13 protein-coding genes and 1 tRNA gene are annotated in these 15,291 nt (G+C 65.7%); 2 read left to right on the forward strand and 12 right to left on the reverse strand.

Going from position 1 to position 15,291, the window contains the following annotated elements; translation table 11 throughout:
- Positions 1-8: 8 nt before the first annotated feature.
- The 3 genes from ASF63_RS04375 to polA all read right to left on the reverse strand — a co-directional run bounded on the left by ASF63_RS04375 (position 9) and on the right by polA (position 5,468).
- Positions 9-1,043, reverse strand: coding sequence for an LLM class flavin-dependent oxidoreductase (locus tag ASF63_RS04375; RefSeq protein ID WP_056509907.1), 1,035 nt, complete (start codon positions 1,041-1,043; stop codon positions 9-11).
- Positions 1,044-1,096: 53 nt separating this feature from the next.
- Positions 1,097-2,773: a DUF885 domain-containing protein gene (locus ASF63_RS04380; RefSeq protein WP_056509909.1), complete on the reverse strand. Its 1,677-nt coding sequence runs from the start codon at positions 2,771-2,773 to the stop codon at positions 1,097-1,099.
- A 61-nt stretch (positions 2,774-2,834) separates the two neighbouring features.
- Entirely contained in the window at positions 2,835-5,468 is a 2,634-nt protein-coding gene (polA, locus tag ASF63_RS04385; RefSeq protein WP_056509911.1) for a DNA polymerase I, read from the reverse strand.
- 45 nt (positions 5,469-5,513) lie between these two features.
- Between polA and ASF63_RS04390 the strand changes: the two genes are divergently transcribed.
- The gene (locus ASF63_RS04390) at positions 5,514-5,933 is read left to right on the forward strand and encodes a hotdog fold thioesterase (protein WP_056509913.1); all 420 of its coding nucleotides are present in this window, start codon (positions 5,514-5,516) and stop codon (positions 5,931-5,933) included.
- 191 nt (positions 5,934-6,124) lie between these two features.
- Here the strand turns inward: ASF63_RS04390 and ASF63_RS04395 are convergent, their stop codons facing one another.
- The 6 genes from ASF63_RS04395 to ASF63_RS04420 all read right to left on the reverse strand — a co-directional run bounded on the left by ASF63_RS04395 (position 6,125) and on the right by ASF63_RS04420 (position 12,141).
- Positions 6,125-7,537, reverse strand: coding sequence for a glycosyltransferase (locus ASF63_RS04395; protein ID WP_056509915.1), 1,413 nt, complete (start codon positions 7,535-7,537; stop codon positions 6,125-6,127).
- Positions 7,534-8,766: an MFS transporter gene (locus ASF63_RS04400; protein ID WP_082477816.1), complete on the reverse strand. Its 1,233-nt coding sequence runs from the start codon at positions 8,764-8,766 to the stop codon at positions 7,534-7,536. The genes ASF63_RS04395 and ASF63_RS04400 overlap by 4 nt, the downstream gene beginning before the upstream one ends.
- On the reverse strand, positions 8,763-9,236 hold the full coding sequence (locus ASF63_RS04405; RefSeq protein WP_162238870.1) for a GMC oxidoreductase: 474 nt from the start codon (positions 9,234-9,236) through the stop codon (positions 8,763-8,765). The genes ASF63_RS04400 and ASF63_RS04405 overlap by 4 nt, the downstream gene beginning before the upstream one ends.
- Before the next feature lie 375 nt (positions 9,237-9,611).
- Positions 9,612-10,724, reverse strand: coding sequence for a hypothetical protein (locus ASF63_RS04410; protein ID WP_157534220.1), 1,113 nt, complete (start codon positions 10,722-10,724; stop codon positions 9,612-9,614).
- A gap of 238 nt (positions 10,725-10,962) precedes the next feature.
- On the reverse strand, positions 10,963-11,517 hold the full coding sequence (locus ASF63_RS04415; protein ID WP_056509923.1) for a GNAT family N-acetyltransferase: 555 nt from the start codon (positions 11,515-11,517) through the stop codon (positions 10,963-10,965).
- 3 nt (positions 11,518-11,520) lie between these two features.
- Positions 11,521-12,141, reverse strand: coding sequence for an ANTAR domain-containing response regulator (locus ASF63_RS04420; RefSeq protein WP_045280282.1), 621 nt, complete (start codon positions 12,139-12,141; stop codon positions 11,521-11,523).
- Between the two features lie 101 nt (positions 12,142-12,242).
- Here ASF63_RS04420 and ASF63_RS04425 point away from each other — a divergent pair.
- A tRNA-Leu gene (locus ASF63_RS04425) sits at positions 12,243-12,325 on the forward strand.
- A gap of 63 nt (positions 12,326-12,388) precedes the next feature.
- Here ASF63_RS04425 and ASF63_RS04430 read toward each other — a convergent pair.
- The 3 genes from ASF63_RS04430 to pyk form a co-directional block, all read right to left on the reverse strand.
- Positions 12,389-12,874, reverse strand: coding sequence for a hypothetical protein (locus tag ASF63_RS04430; RefSeq protein ID WP_157534221.1), 486 nt, complete (start codon positions 12,872-12,874; stop codon positions 12,389-12,391).
- A 158-nt stretch (positions 12,875-13,032) separates the two neighbouring features.
- On the reverse strand, positions 13,033-13,692 hold the full coding sequence (locus ASF63_RS04435) for an esterase/lipase family protein (protein ID WP_235560685.1): 660 nt from the start codon (positions 13,690-13,692) through the stop codon (positions 13,033-13,035).
- A gap of 147 nt (positions 13,693-13,839) precedes the next feature.
- A complete protein-coding gene (gene pyk, locus ASF63_RS04440) occupies positions 13,840-15,291 on the reverse strand; it encodes a pyruvate kinase (RefSeq protein ID WP_056509930.1) in 1,452 nt (483 codons plus the stop codon).

A 15,291-nucleotide genomic window follows, 5' to 3' on the forward strand; every position in this document is an offset into this window, starting at 1 on the left:
TGGGTCAGTCAGTCACGGTCGGCGAGCAACCTGCGCACGCGCGGGATGACCTCGGAGCCGTAGAGCTCGATGCTGCGCATCATCGACTCGTGCGACAGGGTTCCCGTGGCGTACTTCATGTCGAAACGGCCGAGGCTCAGGGTCGTGACCGTGTCGGCGATCTTCGCGGCAACGCGATCAGGCGAGCCGACGTACAGCGCGCCGGCCGGCCCGATGTCGTTCTGGAACCGTGCTCGGCTGTAGGGAGGCCACCCGCGCTCGCGTCCGATGGTGTTGTTCATCGCCTCGAAGCCGGAGTACGCGGCTTCCCATGCCTCGTCGTCCGTGTCGGCGATGTGCCCCGGCGAGTGCACGGCGATCGGGTGAGAGGTCGTGCCGAACGACGCGACGGACCGATGGTAGAGGTCGACGAACTGCCGGAACCGACCCGCGGGCCCCCCGATGATCGCGAGCATCAGACCGAGCCCGTGCCTGGCGACGCGCACGACAGACTCCGGGCTGCCGCCGACGCCGACCCAGGTGCGCAGACCGTTCTCGCTCTTCGGGAACACGTTCGCATTCTCGAGCGAGGCGCGCATCGTTCCCGACCACGTAACCGGCTCCTCCTTGAGCAGCTCGACGAACAGCTCGAGCTTCTGCTCGAACAGAGCATCGTAGTCACGGAGGTCGTAGCCGAACAGGGGGAACGACTCGATGAACGATCCACGCCCGAGAACCACCTCGGCCCGTCCGTTCGAGAGGGCATCGAGGGTCGAGAAGCGCTCGAAAACGCGCACCGGATCGTCCGACGACAGCACGGTCACCGCGGTGCCGAGACGGATGTCCTTCGTGCGGCCGGCGATGGTGGCCAGAACCATCTCGGGAGCCGAGACGGCGAACTCGGTGCGGTGGTGCTCCCCCACTCCGAAGAAGTCGACGCCGACGCTGTCGGCCATCTCCGCCTGCTCGACGATGTTGCGGATCGTCTGTGCTCCTGTGAGGAGCTCGCCGTCCGCGCCCCTCGTGATATCGCCGAAGGTGTCCAGCCCGAACTCGATGCTCATGTCAGCCCTTTCTATTCAACTGAATGAACACCGGTTGGGCTGGGCACATTCCCTCACCGTGCGAGAAGAGCTGTGCGAAGCGTGTCGAGGCCGACACCGCCCATGTCGAGAGCCCGCTTGTGGAACTCCTTCACGTCGAAGTCCGCGCCGCGCTCCGCCTGATAGGCGTCGCGCACCTGCTCCCAGATGCGCTGTCCGACTTTGTACGACGGCGCCTGCCCTGGCCAGCCCAGGTAGCGGTTGACCTCGAACTGCACGAACTGGTCGGACATGTTCACGTTCTTGCGCATGAAGTCGAGCGCGTAATCGGCGTCCCAGGTGCCTTCGCCATCGAGACGCGGCTTGCCGAGGTGCACACCGATGTCGAGCACGACGCGTGCCGCGCGCATCCGCTGCCCGTCGAGCATGCCGAGTCGATCCGCCGGATCGTCGAGATAGCCCAGCTGCTGCATCAGACGCTCGGCGTACAGGGCCCAGCCCTCGGCATGACCCGAGGTGCCGGCGAGGAGCCGGCGCCAGGAGTTGAGTTCGGCACGGTTGTAGACCGCCTGAGCGATCTGCAGATGGTGTCCCGGGACACCCTCGTGGTAGACGGTCGTGAGCTCGCGCCACGTGTCGAACTCGGTGACGCCCTCCGGAACGGACCACCACATGCGGCCGGGGCGCGAGAAGTCGTCCGTCGGCCCCGTGTAGTAGATGCCACCCTCCTGAGTCGGGGCGATCATGCACTCGAGTGTCCGGATGGCCTCGGGGATGTCGAAGTGCGTGGCGCCGAGCTCGGCGACCGCTCGGTCGCTCGTCTCCTGCATCCAGCGCTGCAGCGCCTCTGTGCCCACGAGCTTGCGGGCAGGATCCGCCTCGAGGTGGGCGACGGCCTCCTCGACCGTGGACCCGGGAAGGATCTCGTTCGCGATCGCGGTCTGTTCGGCGACCATGCGCGCGAGTTCCTCGCGGCCCCACTCATAGGTCTCGTCGAGATCGATCGTCGCGCCGAGGAAGCGGCGCGAGTTCAGGGCGTAGAGCTCGCGGCCCACGGCGTCGACCTCGGTAGCGGCAGGAGCCAGCTCTTCCGCGAGGAAGCTCCGCAGTTCGTCGTAGGCCACGCGTGCCGCCGCCGAGTTATCGGCCAGGGTGCGGGCGAGGGATGCCGGGAGGTTGCCCTCCTGTGGGGCGGCGTCCGCGACGAAGGCCGCGAAGAATCCGTCGTCGGCCGTGTAGCGATCGATCTGAGTGGCGACCTCGACGACCTGACGGCGCGCCGGCGTGACGCCGGAGGCGATACCGGCTCGCAGCGTCTCGGTGTAGCCGCGGAGCGCATCGGGCACCGCAGCGAGACGCGTGGCGATGACCGACCAGTCATCTGCGGTCGCGGTGGGCATCAGGTCGAACGCCGAGCGGACGTCCTGCGCCGCCGAGGCGATCACATTGAGGTCTCGCAGGTGCCACTTCGCGTCATGCAGCTCGAGATCGAGGCTGAGTTCAGCCGAGAGGTCGGTCTTGGTCACCTCGTCGATCGCGTCGACCGGTTCGAGCACGGCGAGTTTCGCGAGCGTCGCACGGGTGGCTGACGCGATCTCTTCGTGACCGGCGGGGCTCAGGTCGCCGAACCGGTCGTTGACCTCGTCCCGACCGATGTAGGTGCCGAGCGTCGGGGCGAGCACCGCGATGGTGTCGACCCACTCATCGGCGACTTTGTCGATGGCAGACGGGGTGCGGGGTGATGAGGTCATCCCTCCAGCGTAGCCCCGCACCCTCGACGCAGGATATCGGTCTGGTGCGCGTCGCCGAGGGTCAGTGCGCGGCCTCGTTCCAGTCGTGTCCTCGTCCTACCTGCACGTCGAGTGGCACCGTGAGATCGGCCGCATCGCCCATGCGTGCGCGGACGATCCGCTCGGTCGCATCCCACTCCCCCGGAGCCACCTCGACCACGAGCTCGTCGTGGATCTGCAGAAGGGCTCGCGAGCTGAGGCCCTCGGTGCGCAGATCCTCGTGGATGTGCAGGAGGGCGATCTTCATGATGTCCGCGGCGCTTCCCTGAATCGGTGCGTTGAGCGCTGCTCGCTCGGCGTTCTCCCGCAGCACGCGGTTCGGGCTCGCGAGGTCGGGGAACGGACGGCGGCGTCCGAAGATCGTCTCGGTGTAACCGACCTCCTTGGCCTTCATCACCGACGCACGAAGATAGTCGCGCACCGCACCGAACCGGGCGAAGTACTCGACCATCAGCTGCTTCGCCTCGGACTGCTCGATGCGGAGCTGCTTCGACAGGCCGAATGCCGAGAGGCCGTAGACGAGTCCGTACGACATCGCCTTGACCTTGGTGCGCATGGCCGCGGTCACATCGCCGGGCTCGACACCGAACACGCGCGCGCCGACGAACCGGTGCAGATCCTCGCCGCTGTTGAACGCCTCGATCAGTCCCTCGTCTCCGGAGAGGTGCGCCATGATGCGCATCTCGATCTGCGAGTAGTCCGCGGTGAGCAGCGACTCGTAGCCTTCCCCGACCTGGAACGCACTGCGGATGCGGCGCGATTCCTCCGTGCGCACAGGGATGTTCTGGAGGTTCGGATCGGTGCTCGAGAGCCGGCCGGTCTGGCTGCCCGTCTGCACGTAGGTGGTGTGCACTCGGTCGTCGGCCCCGATCGCCGTGTCGAGCGACTCGATGATCTGCCGCAGCTTCGTGGCCTCGCGGTGCTGGAGCAGGAGTCCGAGGAACGGATGCGGATGCGACTCCTGCAGATCGGCCAGCACCGCGGCATCCGTCGAGTACCCCGTCTTCGTCTTGCGGGTCTTCGGAAGCTGCAGGTCGTCGAAGAGCACCTCCTGCAGCTGCTTCGGCGAGCCGAGATTGAATTCGCGGCCGACGATTCCGAACGCCTCCTGCGCGAGCCCCTCGGCGCGCGTGGCGAGTTCGCCCGAGAACGTGGAGAGCACTTCGTGCGACACGGCGACGCCGGCCACCTCCATGTCGGCGAGAGCCAGCAGGGTGGGAAGCTCGATGTCGGTGAGGACGGCGGCCACCGACTCGGGAATGTCCTCGCGCAGCGCAGTGGCGACGCGCAGGGCGAACCAGGCCTCCTGCGAGGGAGTGGCGCCTTCGGTCTCGGGGACCAGCTGAGACGGATCCGCCTCGGGGAGCTTCTCGCCGAGGTACCTCTCGACGAGGTCGCCGAGCGTCTTGTCGGGGAAGCTCGGACGCAGCAGCCAGCCGGCGAGGCTGGTGTCGTACGCGAGCCCGTGCACGCGGACCCCCTGTCGCAGCAGCGCCTTGACCTGGGGCTTGGCGTCGTGGAGCACCTTCGGGCTCGTCGACTCGAACCACGGGCGCAGCACCTCGACGGCGTCATCTGTCCAGTCGAGTTCGCGGAGTTCCTTCTCGGTCGCGGCGCCCACTCGCGTGGGAACTCCTCCCTGCACAAGGATCCGCACCGCGACATCGCCTGTCTGGGCGTCCGCCCACGTGACGAACTCGACAGGAGTTACCTGAGCGGGCACCGGCAGTACGACTGCGGCGGCCGGATCGTCGGCGACCTCGCCAGCTCCGACGGCCTCGAAGACGCGCGGCAGGAGCGTGCGGAACTCGAGACGGGCGAAGATGTCGCGGACCGCCTGAGCGTCGATAGGCGCCACCGCCAGGTCGTCGGGAGCGACGGGCAGCTCGACATCCGTCAGCAGTCGGTTGAGTCGACGGTTGCGCCGCACATCCTCGATGTGGTCGCGGAGGTTTCCGCCCACCACGCCCTTGATCTCCTCGGCTCGTTCGAGCAGATCGTCGAGCGAGCCGAACTGCGTGAGCCACTTGACGGCGGTCTTCTCGCCCACCTTCGGCACACCGGGCAGATTGTCGCTGGTCTCGCCGACAAGAGCGGCGATGTCGGGGTACTGCTCGGGGCGCACTCCGTAGCGCTCCTGCACGGTCACCGGGTCGTAGCGCTTGAGCTGCGAGACTCCCTGCACCGAGGGGTAGAGCAGCGTCACATCGTCGGTGACGAGCTGGATCGTGTCTCGGTCTCCGGAGACGACGAGGACGTCGTATCCCTGCTCAGCACCCTGGGTCGACAGGGTGGCGAGGATGTCGTCGGCCTCGAAGCCCTCTTTCGTGAGCACGGGGATCGACATCGCGGCGAGACAATCCTGCAGCAGGGGGATCTGGCCGCGGAACTCCTGGGGCGACTCCGACCGGGTCGCCTTGTACTCGGGGTACTGATCGGTGCGGAAGGAATGGCGCGAGGTGTCGAATGCGATCGCCATGTGGGTCGGCTGCTCGGCCTTGATGAGGTTCACCAGCATCGACAGGAAGCCGTAGATGGCGTTCGTGTGCTGGTTGTCCTTCGTGGTGAAGTTCTCCACCGGAAGAGCGAAGAAGGCACGATAGGCGAGCGAATGGCCGTCGACGACCATGAGGGTAGGCTTTGCGGAGTCCGTCACCCTGTCAGCCTAACGAGGACGACAGACACCCGCTGAGGAGGATCCATGACCGAGACCGCGACGAGTGCAGGACTCGACTGGGCGACCGCCCGCGGGATGGGCGCGCTAGCCCAGAAGATGGGCATGGAGTTCCTCGAGTTCACCACCGAGCGCTGTGTCGCGACACTCCCTGTCGAGGGCAACACGCAGCCCGTGGGCCTCATGCACGGCGGTGCCTACGTGGTTCTCGGCGAGTCGCTCGGCTCGATGGCCGCGAACCTGCACGCGGGCCCAGGCCGGCTCGCGGTCGGGGTGGACATCAACGCCACTCACACGCGCTCCGCCACGTCCGGCGTCGTGACGGGGGTCTGCACGCCCGTGCATCTGGGACGCAGCATCACGGTGCACGAGATCGTCGTCTCCGACGATCAGGGTCGCCGGTGCTCGACGATCCGGATCACCAACATGATCAAGGACGCTCCCTAGGCGAGTGAGTGCTACCGGGTTCACTCGGCGCAGGTGATGACGGAGCGTTCGGCGAGTGACTCGACTCGACCCACTGTCGGATCTCGCCGAGCTCCCGACTCCGCCTGTGATCGTGACTCTCCGCTCCGCCCAAGCCGCATAGACCCCGCTCATCGGGAGCCTGCGATCTGAGCGGGGGTGAAGGCGGCGAGCTATGCCCCTCCGGGCGCGCTGATATTCGGTCCTCCCGTCCGGACGGATGACTCCTCGATGTGCTGGAGATGCACCGCACGCAGGCGCTCGACACGTCCTGGATGACGCGCGATCGAGCATAGGTAGGCAATTGGGCCCACGTTGCGCGTCATAGACCAAAGGAGCACGCTCATCGGCACGCTGACGATCTCCCACGAGCGAAGCCGGCGATGGTCAGACCCGAACTTGCGTAGCGCTCTGCGGATAAGCCACACGCTCATGAAGGCGTTCAGCACCGGCGGCAATGCGAGGAGCGGTTGCCCGAGTATGCCTGCAATCGCGACAAGGAGCCAGTAAGGGACGGGAGCCAACAGGAAACAAGCCGCGCTCCTGTAGATCGACGCGGCGCGTTGCAATTCGAATCGCCAGGGCTGAACGTGCTTCTGCTCGGGCTGGAGGCTGTGGAAATTGACGACATCCAACATGCCCGAAAACCAGTATCCCTTCTGCGCAATCACCGCTGCCGGGGTCAATGGTGACTCGGTGTCCTCCAGAACGGGGACGCTCACCACTGGAACGTCCTTCAGGGAGAGTCGGAAGCCGAGCTCAAGATCCTCACACGGTGTGTCGGTGCTGAGTCCTCCCATCGCCATCGCAGTGTCGAGCCTCATCACGAGGCCATGTCCCTTCAGATGATATGAGTGACCAAGCGGTCCTTTTCGTGTCGGCGAGCTGTTCCGTCGATGCAAATCGAATTCGAATCCCAGAGCCCAGCGTGTCTGGTAATACGCCGCACCCTGGGAATACCAGCCACCGACACCAGTCATCGAATCAAGGTTGCGCAGTGAGGAGTGGTTCACCTGTAGGACCGGAGGGTAGTCCCAGGCAAGTATCGTGTCGCCTAGCGCCTGGGTGGAGTCGATGTTGGCGCTGGAGTCGGCGTTGTAGACGGCGACGAAACTCCTCGTGGCCGAGCCGGACGACTGCTCCGCGATCGTTCGCATGCCGGTGTTGAACGCTGCCGCCATGCTGGGCGCAGGTGTATGGTCGACGATCACCCGAGCATTGGGCAGATCCGCGCACAGCTCCTCGGCAACGATTCTGGTCGTCCGCTCGCCCTCGAACTGCGGCTCGTCATGCACAGACGTCACGATTGTCACGGTCGTGCGATACTCGGATTCTTCGATCGCCCGCTTCAAGGAAGCGAGGGTGAGCGGAATCGCTTCGACCTCCTGGAACGCGGGAATCACATAGTGAATGATGAGGGATCCTCGATCGCCCTCTCCGCGGCGGACCGCGGCTCTTTCATCGTGAATACGTGCGGGTTGCCGCCACATCCGGTACCAATAGGCCCCGTTCCGGAGGAACGTCACCATGATCGTTGCAGACGCCAAGAGGAGCATCGCCGTATTGAAGTCGAATGCTGCGGTCATCGGGTTCTCTCCCCAGGTGTGAACGTCGACTTCGCGGGCCTGAATCGCCGGATGGACCAAGTGATCACAGCGACGAAGACGACGAGCGCCGCGAGGCTCCACGCGACGACGGCGACCGCAGGCTGAAGCCCGACGCCATCCCAGAGTGCGCCCATCCCCGCGTGCGTGACGGCGATCGTCAGGCCGCAGACGGTGCCGACGAGTGATGTCGCGGTCGCCCTGATCGTGTCAGGGAAGATCTGCTGGCCCCAGATCGAGAGCGTAGTCAGCGCGACACCCAAGAAGAACTCGGCGCCGAGCAGGCCGATGATCGCCCCGGCAGAGCCGGAGCCCACCAGGACGAGGGACAGATTCAGCAGGGTGAGCGTGCCCGCGAGGGTCCACTCACGCGGGACGCGGTTCAGCCATCGCGTCGCCGCTGCACCCAGAGCCGTGGCCACAGTCAGGCAGAGAAGGCTGAAGCCCAGCATCTCATCCGGGATCTCCACGATCTCCAACACGATGGGCTGCCAAGTGAGGATGACGATAGCAAGGTCGACACTCGCGAGAATGCTGAACACCACAAGCGGACGGCCCCGGGGGCCGGCGAGGAAACGCGTTCCGGCGACCAGATTGCGCCGCATGGACATCTGCTCATGTCGGGGCGACTCGGGCCATCCGATCGCCACCCAAAGCGCGGCCAAGATGAGGAGTGCGCCGGCGACGATGATCGAGAGAGCGGTGGACATGGCCCATGCCGTGAGGCCGACGATCACTGCGCCGGCCGCGGCGGCAGACCAGCGGACCACCTCGGCGCCGCGCACGGCGCTCGAACCGTGATGCCCCAGTCCGTCCGAGTTGAGTGTGTTGATGAGCAGCGAGGTCGCAGCACCGCTGTAGGACGCTAGACCGGCACCCCACAACGTGATCGCGAACGCGAAGATCCATGCACTATTCGAACAGGCGAACACGATAAGCCCGGTCCCCCAGAGCACGAGGCCTAGGACTACGAGACGTTTGTGGCCGAACCTGTCGCCCCAGGCTCCACTGGGTGCCTCGAAGAAGATGGATGTGATGGCGGTGATCGAGAGCAGCGCGCCTACGACGCTCGCGCTCAGGCCCTGTGCCTGCATGAAGCTGACGAACGTCGCCCCGAAAATGAAGTCCGCGATGGCCACTATCCCCGTCAGCACCCACATTTTGACGACGAGAGCGTGCTGAGAACCGCGAGGGGATGCGTGGACGCTCATGCGTGGTCCTCGACGCTGCGGTGCGAGAGGTGATCTGCGAGACGAATCGCCAAGGCGACCATAGTGCGAAACGGATTCCACGAACCCCGCGTCGGAAACGTCGCGCCACCGAGAACGAACAGGTTCAGCGTCGCGTGTACACGCCCGTAGGCATCGGTGACGGAATCGAGTTCGGAGTCGCCCATCCAGAGCGTCCCGGTCTCATGAAAAGCGAAGGGCATCCTCTTGCTGGGCGCATCGTTCGTCCAACAAGACGATTCGTGAGACCAGTACTCGGCGGCATTGTTGCCCGCAATGTGCCCGAGCACGACATCAACCGCGGCGTCCATCGAGTCCCATCCCTCGCGATCCAGATCATCGAGCCGGAAAGTTCCTACCGTCGCACCGTGCTCGTCGACGATGATGTGACTTGCTTCGGCGTCGGTTCCGTGGCCGGCGATCTCGCAGAGGCCATGCAGGACCAGGACCACGTGTTCGTCGTCGGCGACTCGTTGCGGAGTGCCCTCACCGAACATGTCCGGCATCAAGTGATAGATGCGTGCGAGGTCGCGGCTCGCGTCGGCGGTCGCAACCGCAGACACATGGACGTGGAACTCGCGTCGGCTTGTCTCGCCGTCGATGTAGAGCGCAGCGAGTCGCAAGGCGGTCAGTCATGGCTCCCTTGCCTCCGTCGCCTTGCTGCAGGTCGCCGACCCAGGTCGTGGTAGGCGCACTGCTCGGTCGGAGCCCTGCGGATCGGAGCGGCGCAAGACGTTCCGATCGTCCTGCGTTGCGAGCAGTGTCGAGGTACTGCGAGTCGATTTCGTGCGCGGAGGAACGCGACGATCCTAAGTGGTTCAGCGTGGTCATCGAGTCTCTCCGTTCTCGCGCTTGACCGAGCGAGAGCGGATGCCGGCGCCGGCCCCGAGGATGACCACCGGACGGAGCAGCTCAGCGATCGTGGTCAGCAGATGCGCCGGAACGATGCGACGCAATGCGCCTGGCGCTAGCGTCGAGAGCGCTCCGAGGAAACGATCGTCATCCTCGAGACCTGCACCGTGGTCGGCGATGACCGCTCCGAGCAGATACGCGGTCTTCCAGACCTCGCGCACGATGATCGCACTGACCCGATCGTCGAGCGCATCGCGGTCGGGAACATCACGGAGCGCCCCTTCGAGTGCGTCGTCAACCTCCGATGTACCGATGCCGAGATGTTCGAAGGCCGGGCCCGAACGCACTCGCGCCCATCCGTCGGGACTCGACGCGTCTTGGATGAACATCACGGCTTGCTGTTCCCACCAGTCGTAGTGCGGCACGGCGGTCAGTCCTGTGAGGACGGATTCGTGAGTCGCAGCGTGGCGAGAGGCGACATATCGGACCGCCTTGCGAACGCCCATGGTCGAATTGCCGACCAGGCTGTCCCCACCGTCGTGCTCGACGGGGCCGTCGACCGGTGCGATGGCGTCGCTGCCAAGCGCACGAAGATAGTCGAAGAGCACGACGTCATCGGGATCCTCGACCGTGCTGTTCATCACGGCGAAGTCATCGAATCCACGCGCAAGCTCCGCGGGAAGGATCAGCGCTGCGCAAGGGAGGTAGTCATCGACGGCCGGAGCCCAGGAATGGCCGAGCGCCGCGGCGACCCGGATCGCACTGGCAGTGCGAGATCCCCACTCGGCGAACAGCGTGAGTGGTCGGTCAGGATGAGCAGCGATCGCCTCGACCACTCGAAAGTGAAAGTCGTCGGAGAGATCGACGTCATCCTGTATGACCAGGTGGTGCGTCGCGCCGGACGCGACGGCCTGCCACGCGCGACGGGCGGTGCGCCACGTCGTCGGAGGGCCGTCGGGATCTGGATCGAGAACGACCCGGAAGCCCAGGTCAGGGAATCGTCCGCGTAACCGCTCGGCCTGATGCAGGCGGCGCGGGTGGGCCATGATCACGGCTGACAGGCATACATCCGAAGCATGCTCGCTCATCTCTGGCTAACCCTTCGGAGAGGGAGGACTGGCCAGGACCCCGAAGGCCCAACGAGGCGCGACGAACAGTCTGGGGTGAATTTTGTCATGACCCTGAACTTATAGGCGCGCGGGACTGGGGAATGGCCGTCATGTTCAATCTGTGGAGAACTGGTGATGGCCACCGATATTCATCTGCCCATGGTGGGTGACGTCCACCCGCGTGGGTCGGGTCCGCCCATCGACCCCACCCAGACTCTCAAACAGGCGCGCTGAGCGGCTCATCCAGCAGCAGCTGGAACAGGAGGTGATCCTGCCACTCCCCCGCGATTCGCAGATACTGCGGCGCGATGCCGATGCGCTCGAAGCCGGCGTCCGCGAGAACACGCTGCGACCCGGTGTTGTGCAGCAGGGTCGCCGCCTGTAGGCGGTGCAGCCGCACCTCGTCGCGTGCGTAGGCCGCGACGTGGTGCACGCCGCGGGAGGCGAGACCGCGACGAAGTCGCGTCCGGTCGATCCAGTAGCCCAGATCGGCGTTCCAGAACGCACCGCGCACGACGTTGTTGAGGTTGATCCGCCCGCGGATCTCGCCGTCGGACGACTCGACCACGAAGCGGATGTTCCGACCGGCGGAGGCTTCGATCACGCACTGCTCGGCATGGAACTCCTGCCAGTGCGGCGTGAAGAACTCCGGTTCTCTGACCGGTTCCCAGGGTGCGAGATGCTCACGATTCCTGGAGTACGCCCTCGCGAGCGCGGCGCCGTCGCCGACCTCCACCGGACGCAGGATGTGCTCCGCGTCGAGCGGAAGCACGGACTACTTCTTCGGTGCGAGCTGCTCGATGATCGCCTTCGCGACGTCCTGCATCGTGAGGCGGCGGTCCATCGACGCCTTCTGGATCCAGCGGAACGCCTCGGGCTCCGAAAGGCCCATCTTCTCGTTCAACAGGCCCTTGGCCCGATCGACGAGCTTGCGGGTCTCGAAGCGCTCGACCATGTCGGCGACCTCGGCCTCGAGCGTGATGATCTGCTCGTGACGAGCCAGAGCGATCTCGATAGCCGGCAGCAGGTCGTTCGGGGTGAAGGGCTTGACGACGTAGGCCAGGGCTCCGGCCTCGCTCGCGCGCTCCACGAGTTCCTTCTGGCTGAATGCCGTGAGGAGAACGACCGGGGCGATGTTGCCCTTGTGCAGCTTCTCGGCGGCGCTGATCCCGTCGAGCTGCGGCATCTTGACGTCCATGATCACGAGGTCGGGGCGCAGCTCGGTCGCGAGTGCGACGGCGGTCTCGCCGTCGCCTGCCTCACCGACGACATCGAAGCCGTTGTCGCGGAGGATCTCGACGATGTCGAGACGGATCAGCGACTCGTCCTCGGCGACGACGACGCGTCGGGGTGCGGATGACGTGGGCTGCTCGACTGCCTGTTCTTGCTCGGTCACAGATCCATCCTAGTGGAGACGGCCTCTCAGGGTCCTCGATGGTGCGGCGCGTGCGGGTCTGTGTCGATTCCCTGCGCTAAAGTCGAAGGCGCGACACACGAGCCGGCGTGGCGGAATGGCAGACGCGGAGCACTCAAAATGCTTTGTCCGAAAGGGCGTGTGGGTTCGAGTCCCACCGCCGGCACTCACAGCATGATCGAACCGTACTCGGCGCCGAACGCTCACGCCGCGAGGTATGCCGCAGCGGTCACTCCCCCGGTGCGGACTCGATCCGGATCCAGATCTCTCCGTCGATCAGCAGGTACCGATCCAGAGAAGGACGCATCGCGCGGAGCAATGCGCGCTCCGCGGCTGCGGGGCTGTCTGCCTGAATGACTTCGAGCGGCACGAGGCTGTGGATGAGCGTGCCGAGGTTCTCGTTCGTGGCCTCGACCGTGGTGCCGTCGACCAGCAACGGTCTGTATGCGCGCCCGCCGTGGATCCGCTCACCGTCTGCGCCGAGGACTGTGTCGCACCCGCGCGTCTGCGCGACGTAGGTCGGCACGCACGCGAACGCATCGCACGATCGGAAGCGGCGTGAGAGCCGGTAGCGGACGCCGATGCTCCCCGGCTTCATCGGTGGCAGCGTTTCCACCTCCGAACCGGCGGATGTGCTCGACAGATCGATTCCGGGCGTGCCCAGGGCGAGCCGAGCGCTGTCAGGGCGCTCGCGCGTGTCGGGTTCGAAAGTCACGTCATCCATAGGTCGGGCGAAGACGTGTCGGCCACGGCAGCACCTCGACCAGAGTAGCCGTCTGCTCGACGATCCTGCACCTGCCGCACGCCGAAATGATGCGCTGGACAGATTCCTGCATCCGCCGGGCTCCACCGAGCGACGGCGCCTCGTGCGGATCAGCCCTCGGAGAGGACGGCGACTTCGGCCAGGACACGCGGGTCTGCGAGGATCCGGAAGTGCCCTCCGGTCTCGATGCGCACGTTCTTGCGCGCACCGACCAGCTCGCTCCCCTCGGGGATGTGCGGGTCGAATGCGGCGTACACCGAGACGATCCTCTCGTTCACCTCGAGGAGCTTCGCGAGCTCGACGATCGACGGGCCAGAGGGAGAGAATGCCCACAGCGAGCGCACCGGGAGGAGTCGGGCGTAGCGGGATCCGCCGAACGGCGTCGCGACCGCGAGCATCGCCCGGATACGGTCCCCTGAGGAACCCGCCATCGCCAGCTTCCCTGCGAGGCCGCCCTTGCTGTGCGCGACCAGGATCACATCGGTCATCCGGTTCGCCTCGAGGAACTCCTCCACGACCTGCGCGGCGTCGTGCACCGGCCGCTGGTTGCGTTCGAGCGCGTCGAGGACGTGAATCGGATGACCGCGATCATGCAGCGCGGTGATCAGCGGCTGCATGAACCTCCAGGTCTCGTAGACCCCGGGAAGGATGAGAAGCGGTGCAGCATCACCGCTCGCGAAGGCATGCGCATCCTGTCGATCGAACGCCGCTCTGAACTGCCAGTAGACGGCATACGCGTAGTCGGCGATCCACCAGCCCGCCCTCTTCACGAGAAAGATGATCCACCCCCTGTCACTCTCGCCGACGCAGGTGCGTCCCGCTCGACGATACGCCGGAGGCGATGGTCGGCGCGGCGCCGCCCCGAGGTACGACGAAGGGGCGGAACAATCGTTCCGCCCCTTCGCTGCGATATCCGGTCAGACCGTGGCTTCCTTGTAGATCGGAGCCGCGCCGTTCACGGCGTCTCCGACCTTGTGCACGCGGATGTCATTGGTCGAACCCACGATTCCGGGAGGGGAACCGGAGATGACGACGACCTTGTCTCCCTCGACGGCGAGACCGCTCGAGAGCAGGTAGTCGTCGACCTGCAGGTACATCAGGTCGGTGTGCTGGACCATGTCGACGAGGTTCGACTGGATGCCCCACGTCAGCGCCATGCGGCGACGGATGTTCGGCTCGGGAGTGAACGCGATCATCGGGATGCGCGAGCGCAGCCGCGACAGACGACGAGCCGAATCGCCCGACTGGGTGAAGACGCAGAGGTACTTCGCCTCCACGAACTCGGCGACCTCGAGGGCTGCGAGAGTGATCGCACCACCCTGCGTGCGGGGCTTGGTGGTCAGAGGCGCGATGCGCTCCAGGCCGTGCTCCTCGGTCGACTCGATGATGCGGGCCATGGTCTCGACGACGACGACAGGATAGTCGCCCACGCTGGTCTCGCCCGAGAGCATCACGGCATCGGCGCCGTCGAGCACCGCGTTCGCGACGTCCGAGGTCTCGGCGCGCGTGGGGACGGGGCTGTTGATCATCGACTCGAGCATCTGCGTCGCCACGATGACCGGCTTCGCCATGCGACGTGCCAGCTCGACGGCGCGCTTCTGCACGATCGGCACGGCCTCGAGCGGGAGCTCGACACCGAGGTCGCCTCGGGCGACCATGATCGCGTCGAACGCGTCGACGATCTCCTCGAGTGCGTCGACCGCCTGCGGCTTCTCGACCTTGGCGATGACGGGGACCTTGACGCCCTCTTCGGCCATGATCTCGTGCACGCGGCTGACGTCTTCCGCGTTGCGCACGAACGACAGGGCGATGAGGTCGGCGCCGATGCGCAGGCCCCAGCGGAGGTCGTCCTCGTCCTTCTCGCTCAGTGCGGGGACGTTGACGGCGACACCGGGAAGGTTGATGCCCTTGTTGTTGGACACGGCTCCGGCGACGATGACGCGCGTGGTGACGGTGACGCCGTCGGTCTCGACGACCTCGACGCGGACCTTGCCGTCGTCGATCAGCAGGAAGTCGCCCGGCTTGACGTCCTGGGGCAGGCCCTTGAAGGTCGTGCCGCAGATGTCCTTGTTGCCGATGATGTCTTCGGTCGTGATCTTGAAGATGTCGCCCTTGGCGAGCTCGTAGGGGCCTGCCTCGAACTTGCCGAGGCGGATCTTCGGTCCCTGCAGGTCGACGAGGATGGCGACAGCGCGGCCTGCGTCGTCGGCTGCCCGGCGCACGTTGGCGTAGTTGTTCTCATGCACGGAGTAGTCACCGTGGCTGAGGTTCAGACGGGCGACGTCCACGCCGGCGTCGATGAGTGCACGTACGGTCTCATACGTGGATGTGGCGGGGCCCAGGGTGGCGACGATTTTCGCGCGTCTCAA

The organism is Microbacterium sp. Leaf320 (genome assembly GCF_001423485.1).
Lineage (GTDB): Bacteria > Actinomycetota > Actinomycetes > Actinomycetales > Microbacteriaceae > Microbacterium.

What these genes read in the sequence shown, in the direction of transcription:
- ASF63_RS04410 (WP_157534220.1), bottom strand. Translation starts at nt 10,724, where the DNA reads ATGAGCGAGCATGCTTCGGATGTATGCCTGTCAGCCGTGATCATGGCC.
- ASF63_RS04395 (WP_056509915.1), bottom strand. Translation starts at nt 7,537, where the DNA reads ATGACCGCAGCATTCGACTTCAATACGGCGATGCTCCTCTTGGCGTCT.
- ASF63_RS04375 (WP_056509907.1), bottom strand. Translation starts at nt 1,043, where the DNA reads ATGAGCATCGAGTTCGGGCTGGACACCTTCGGCGATATCACGAGGGGC.
- ASF63_RS04400 (WP_082477816.1), bottom strand. Translation starts at nt 8,766, where the DNA reads ATGAGCGTCCACGCATCCCCTCGCGGTTCTCAGCACGCTCTCGTCGTC.
- ASF63_RS04390 (WP_056509913.1), top strand. Translation starts at nt 5,514, where the DNA reads ATGACCGAGACCGCGACGAGTGCAGGACTCGACTGGGCGACCGCCCGC.
- ASF63_RS04380 (WP_056509909.1), bottom strand. Translation starts at nt 2,773, where the DNA reads ATGACCTCATCACCCCGCACCCCGTCTGCCATCGACAAAGTCGCCGAT.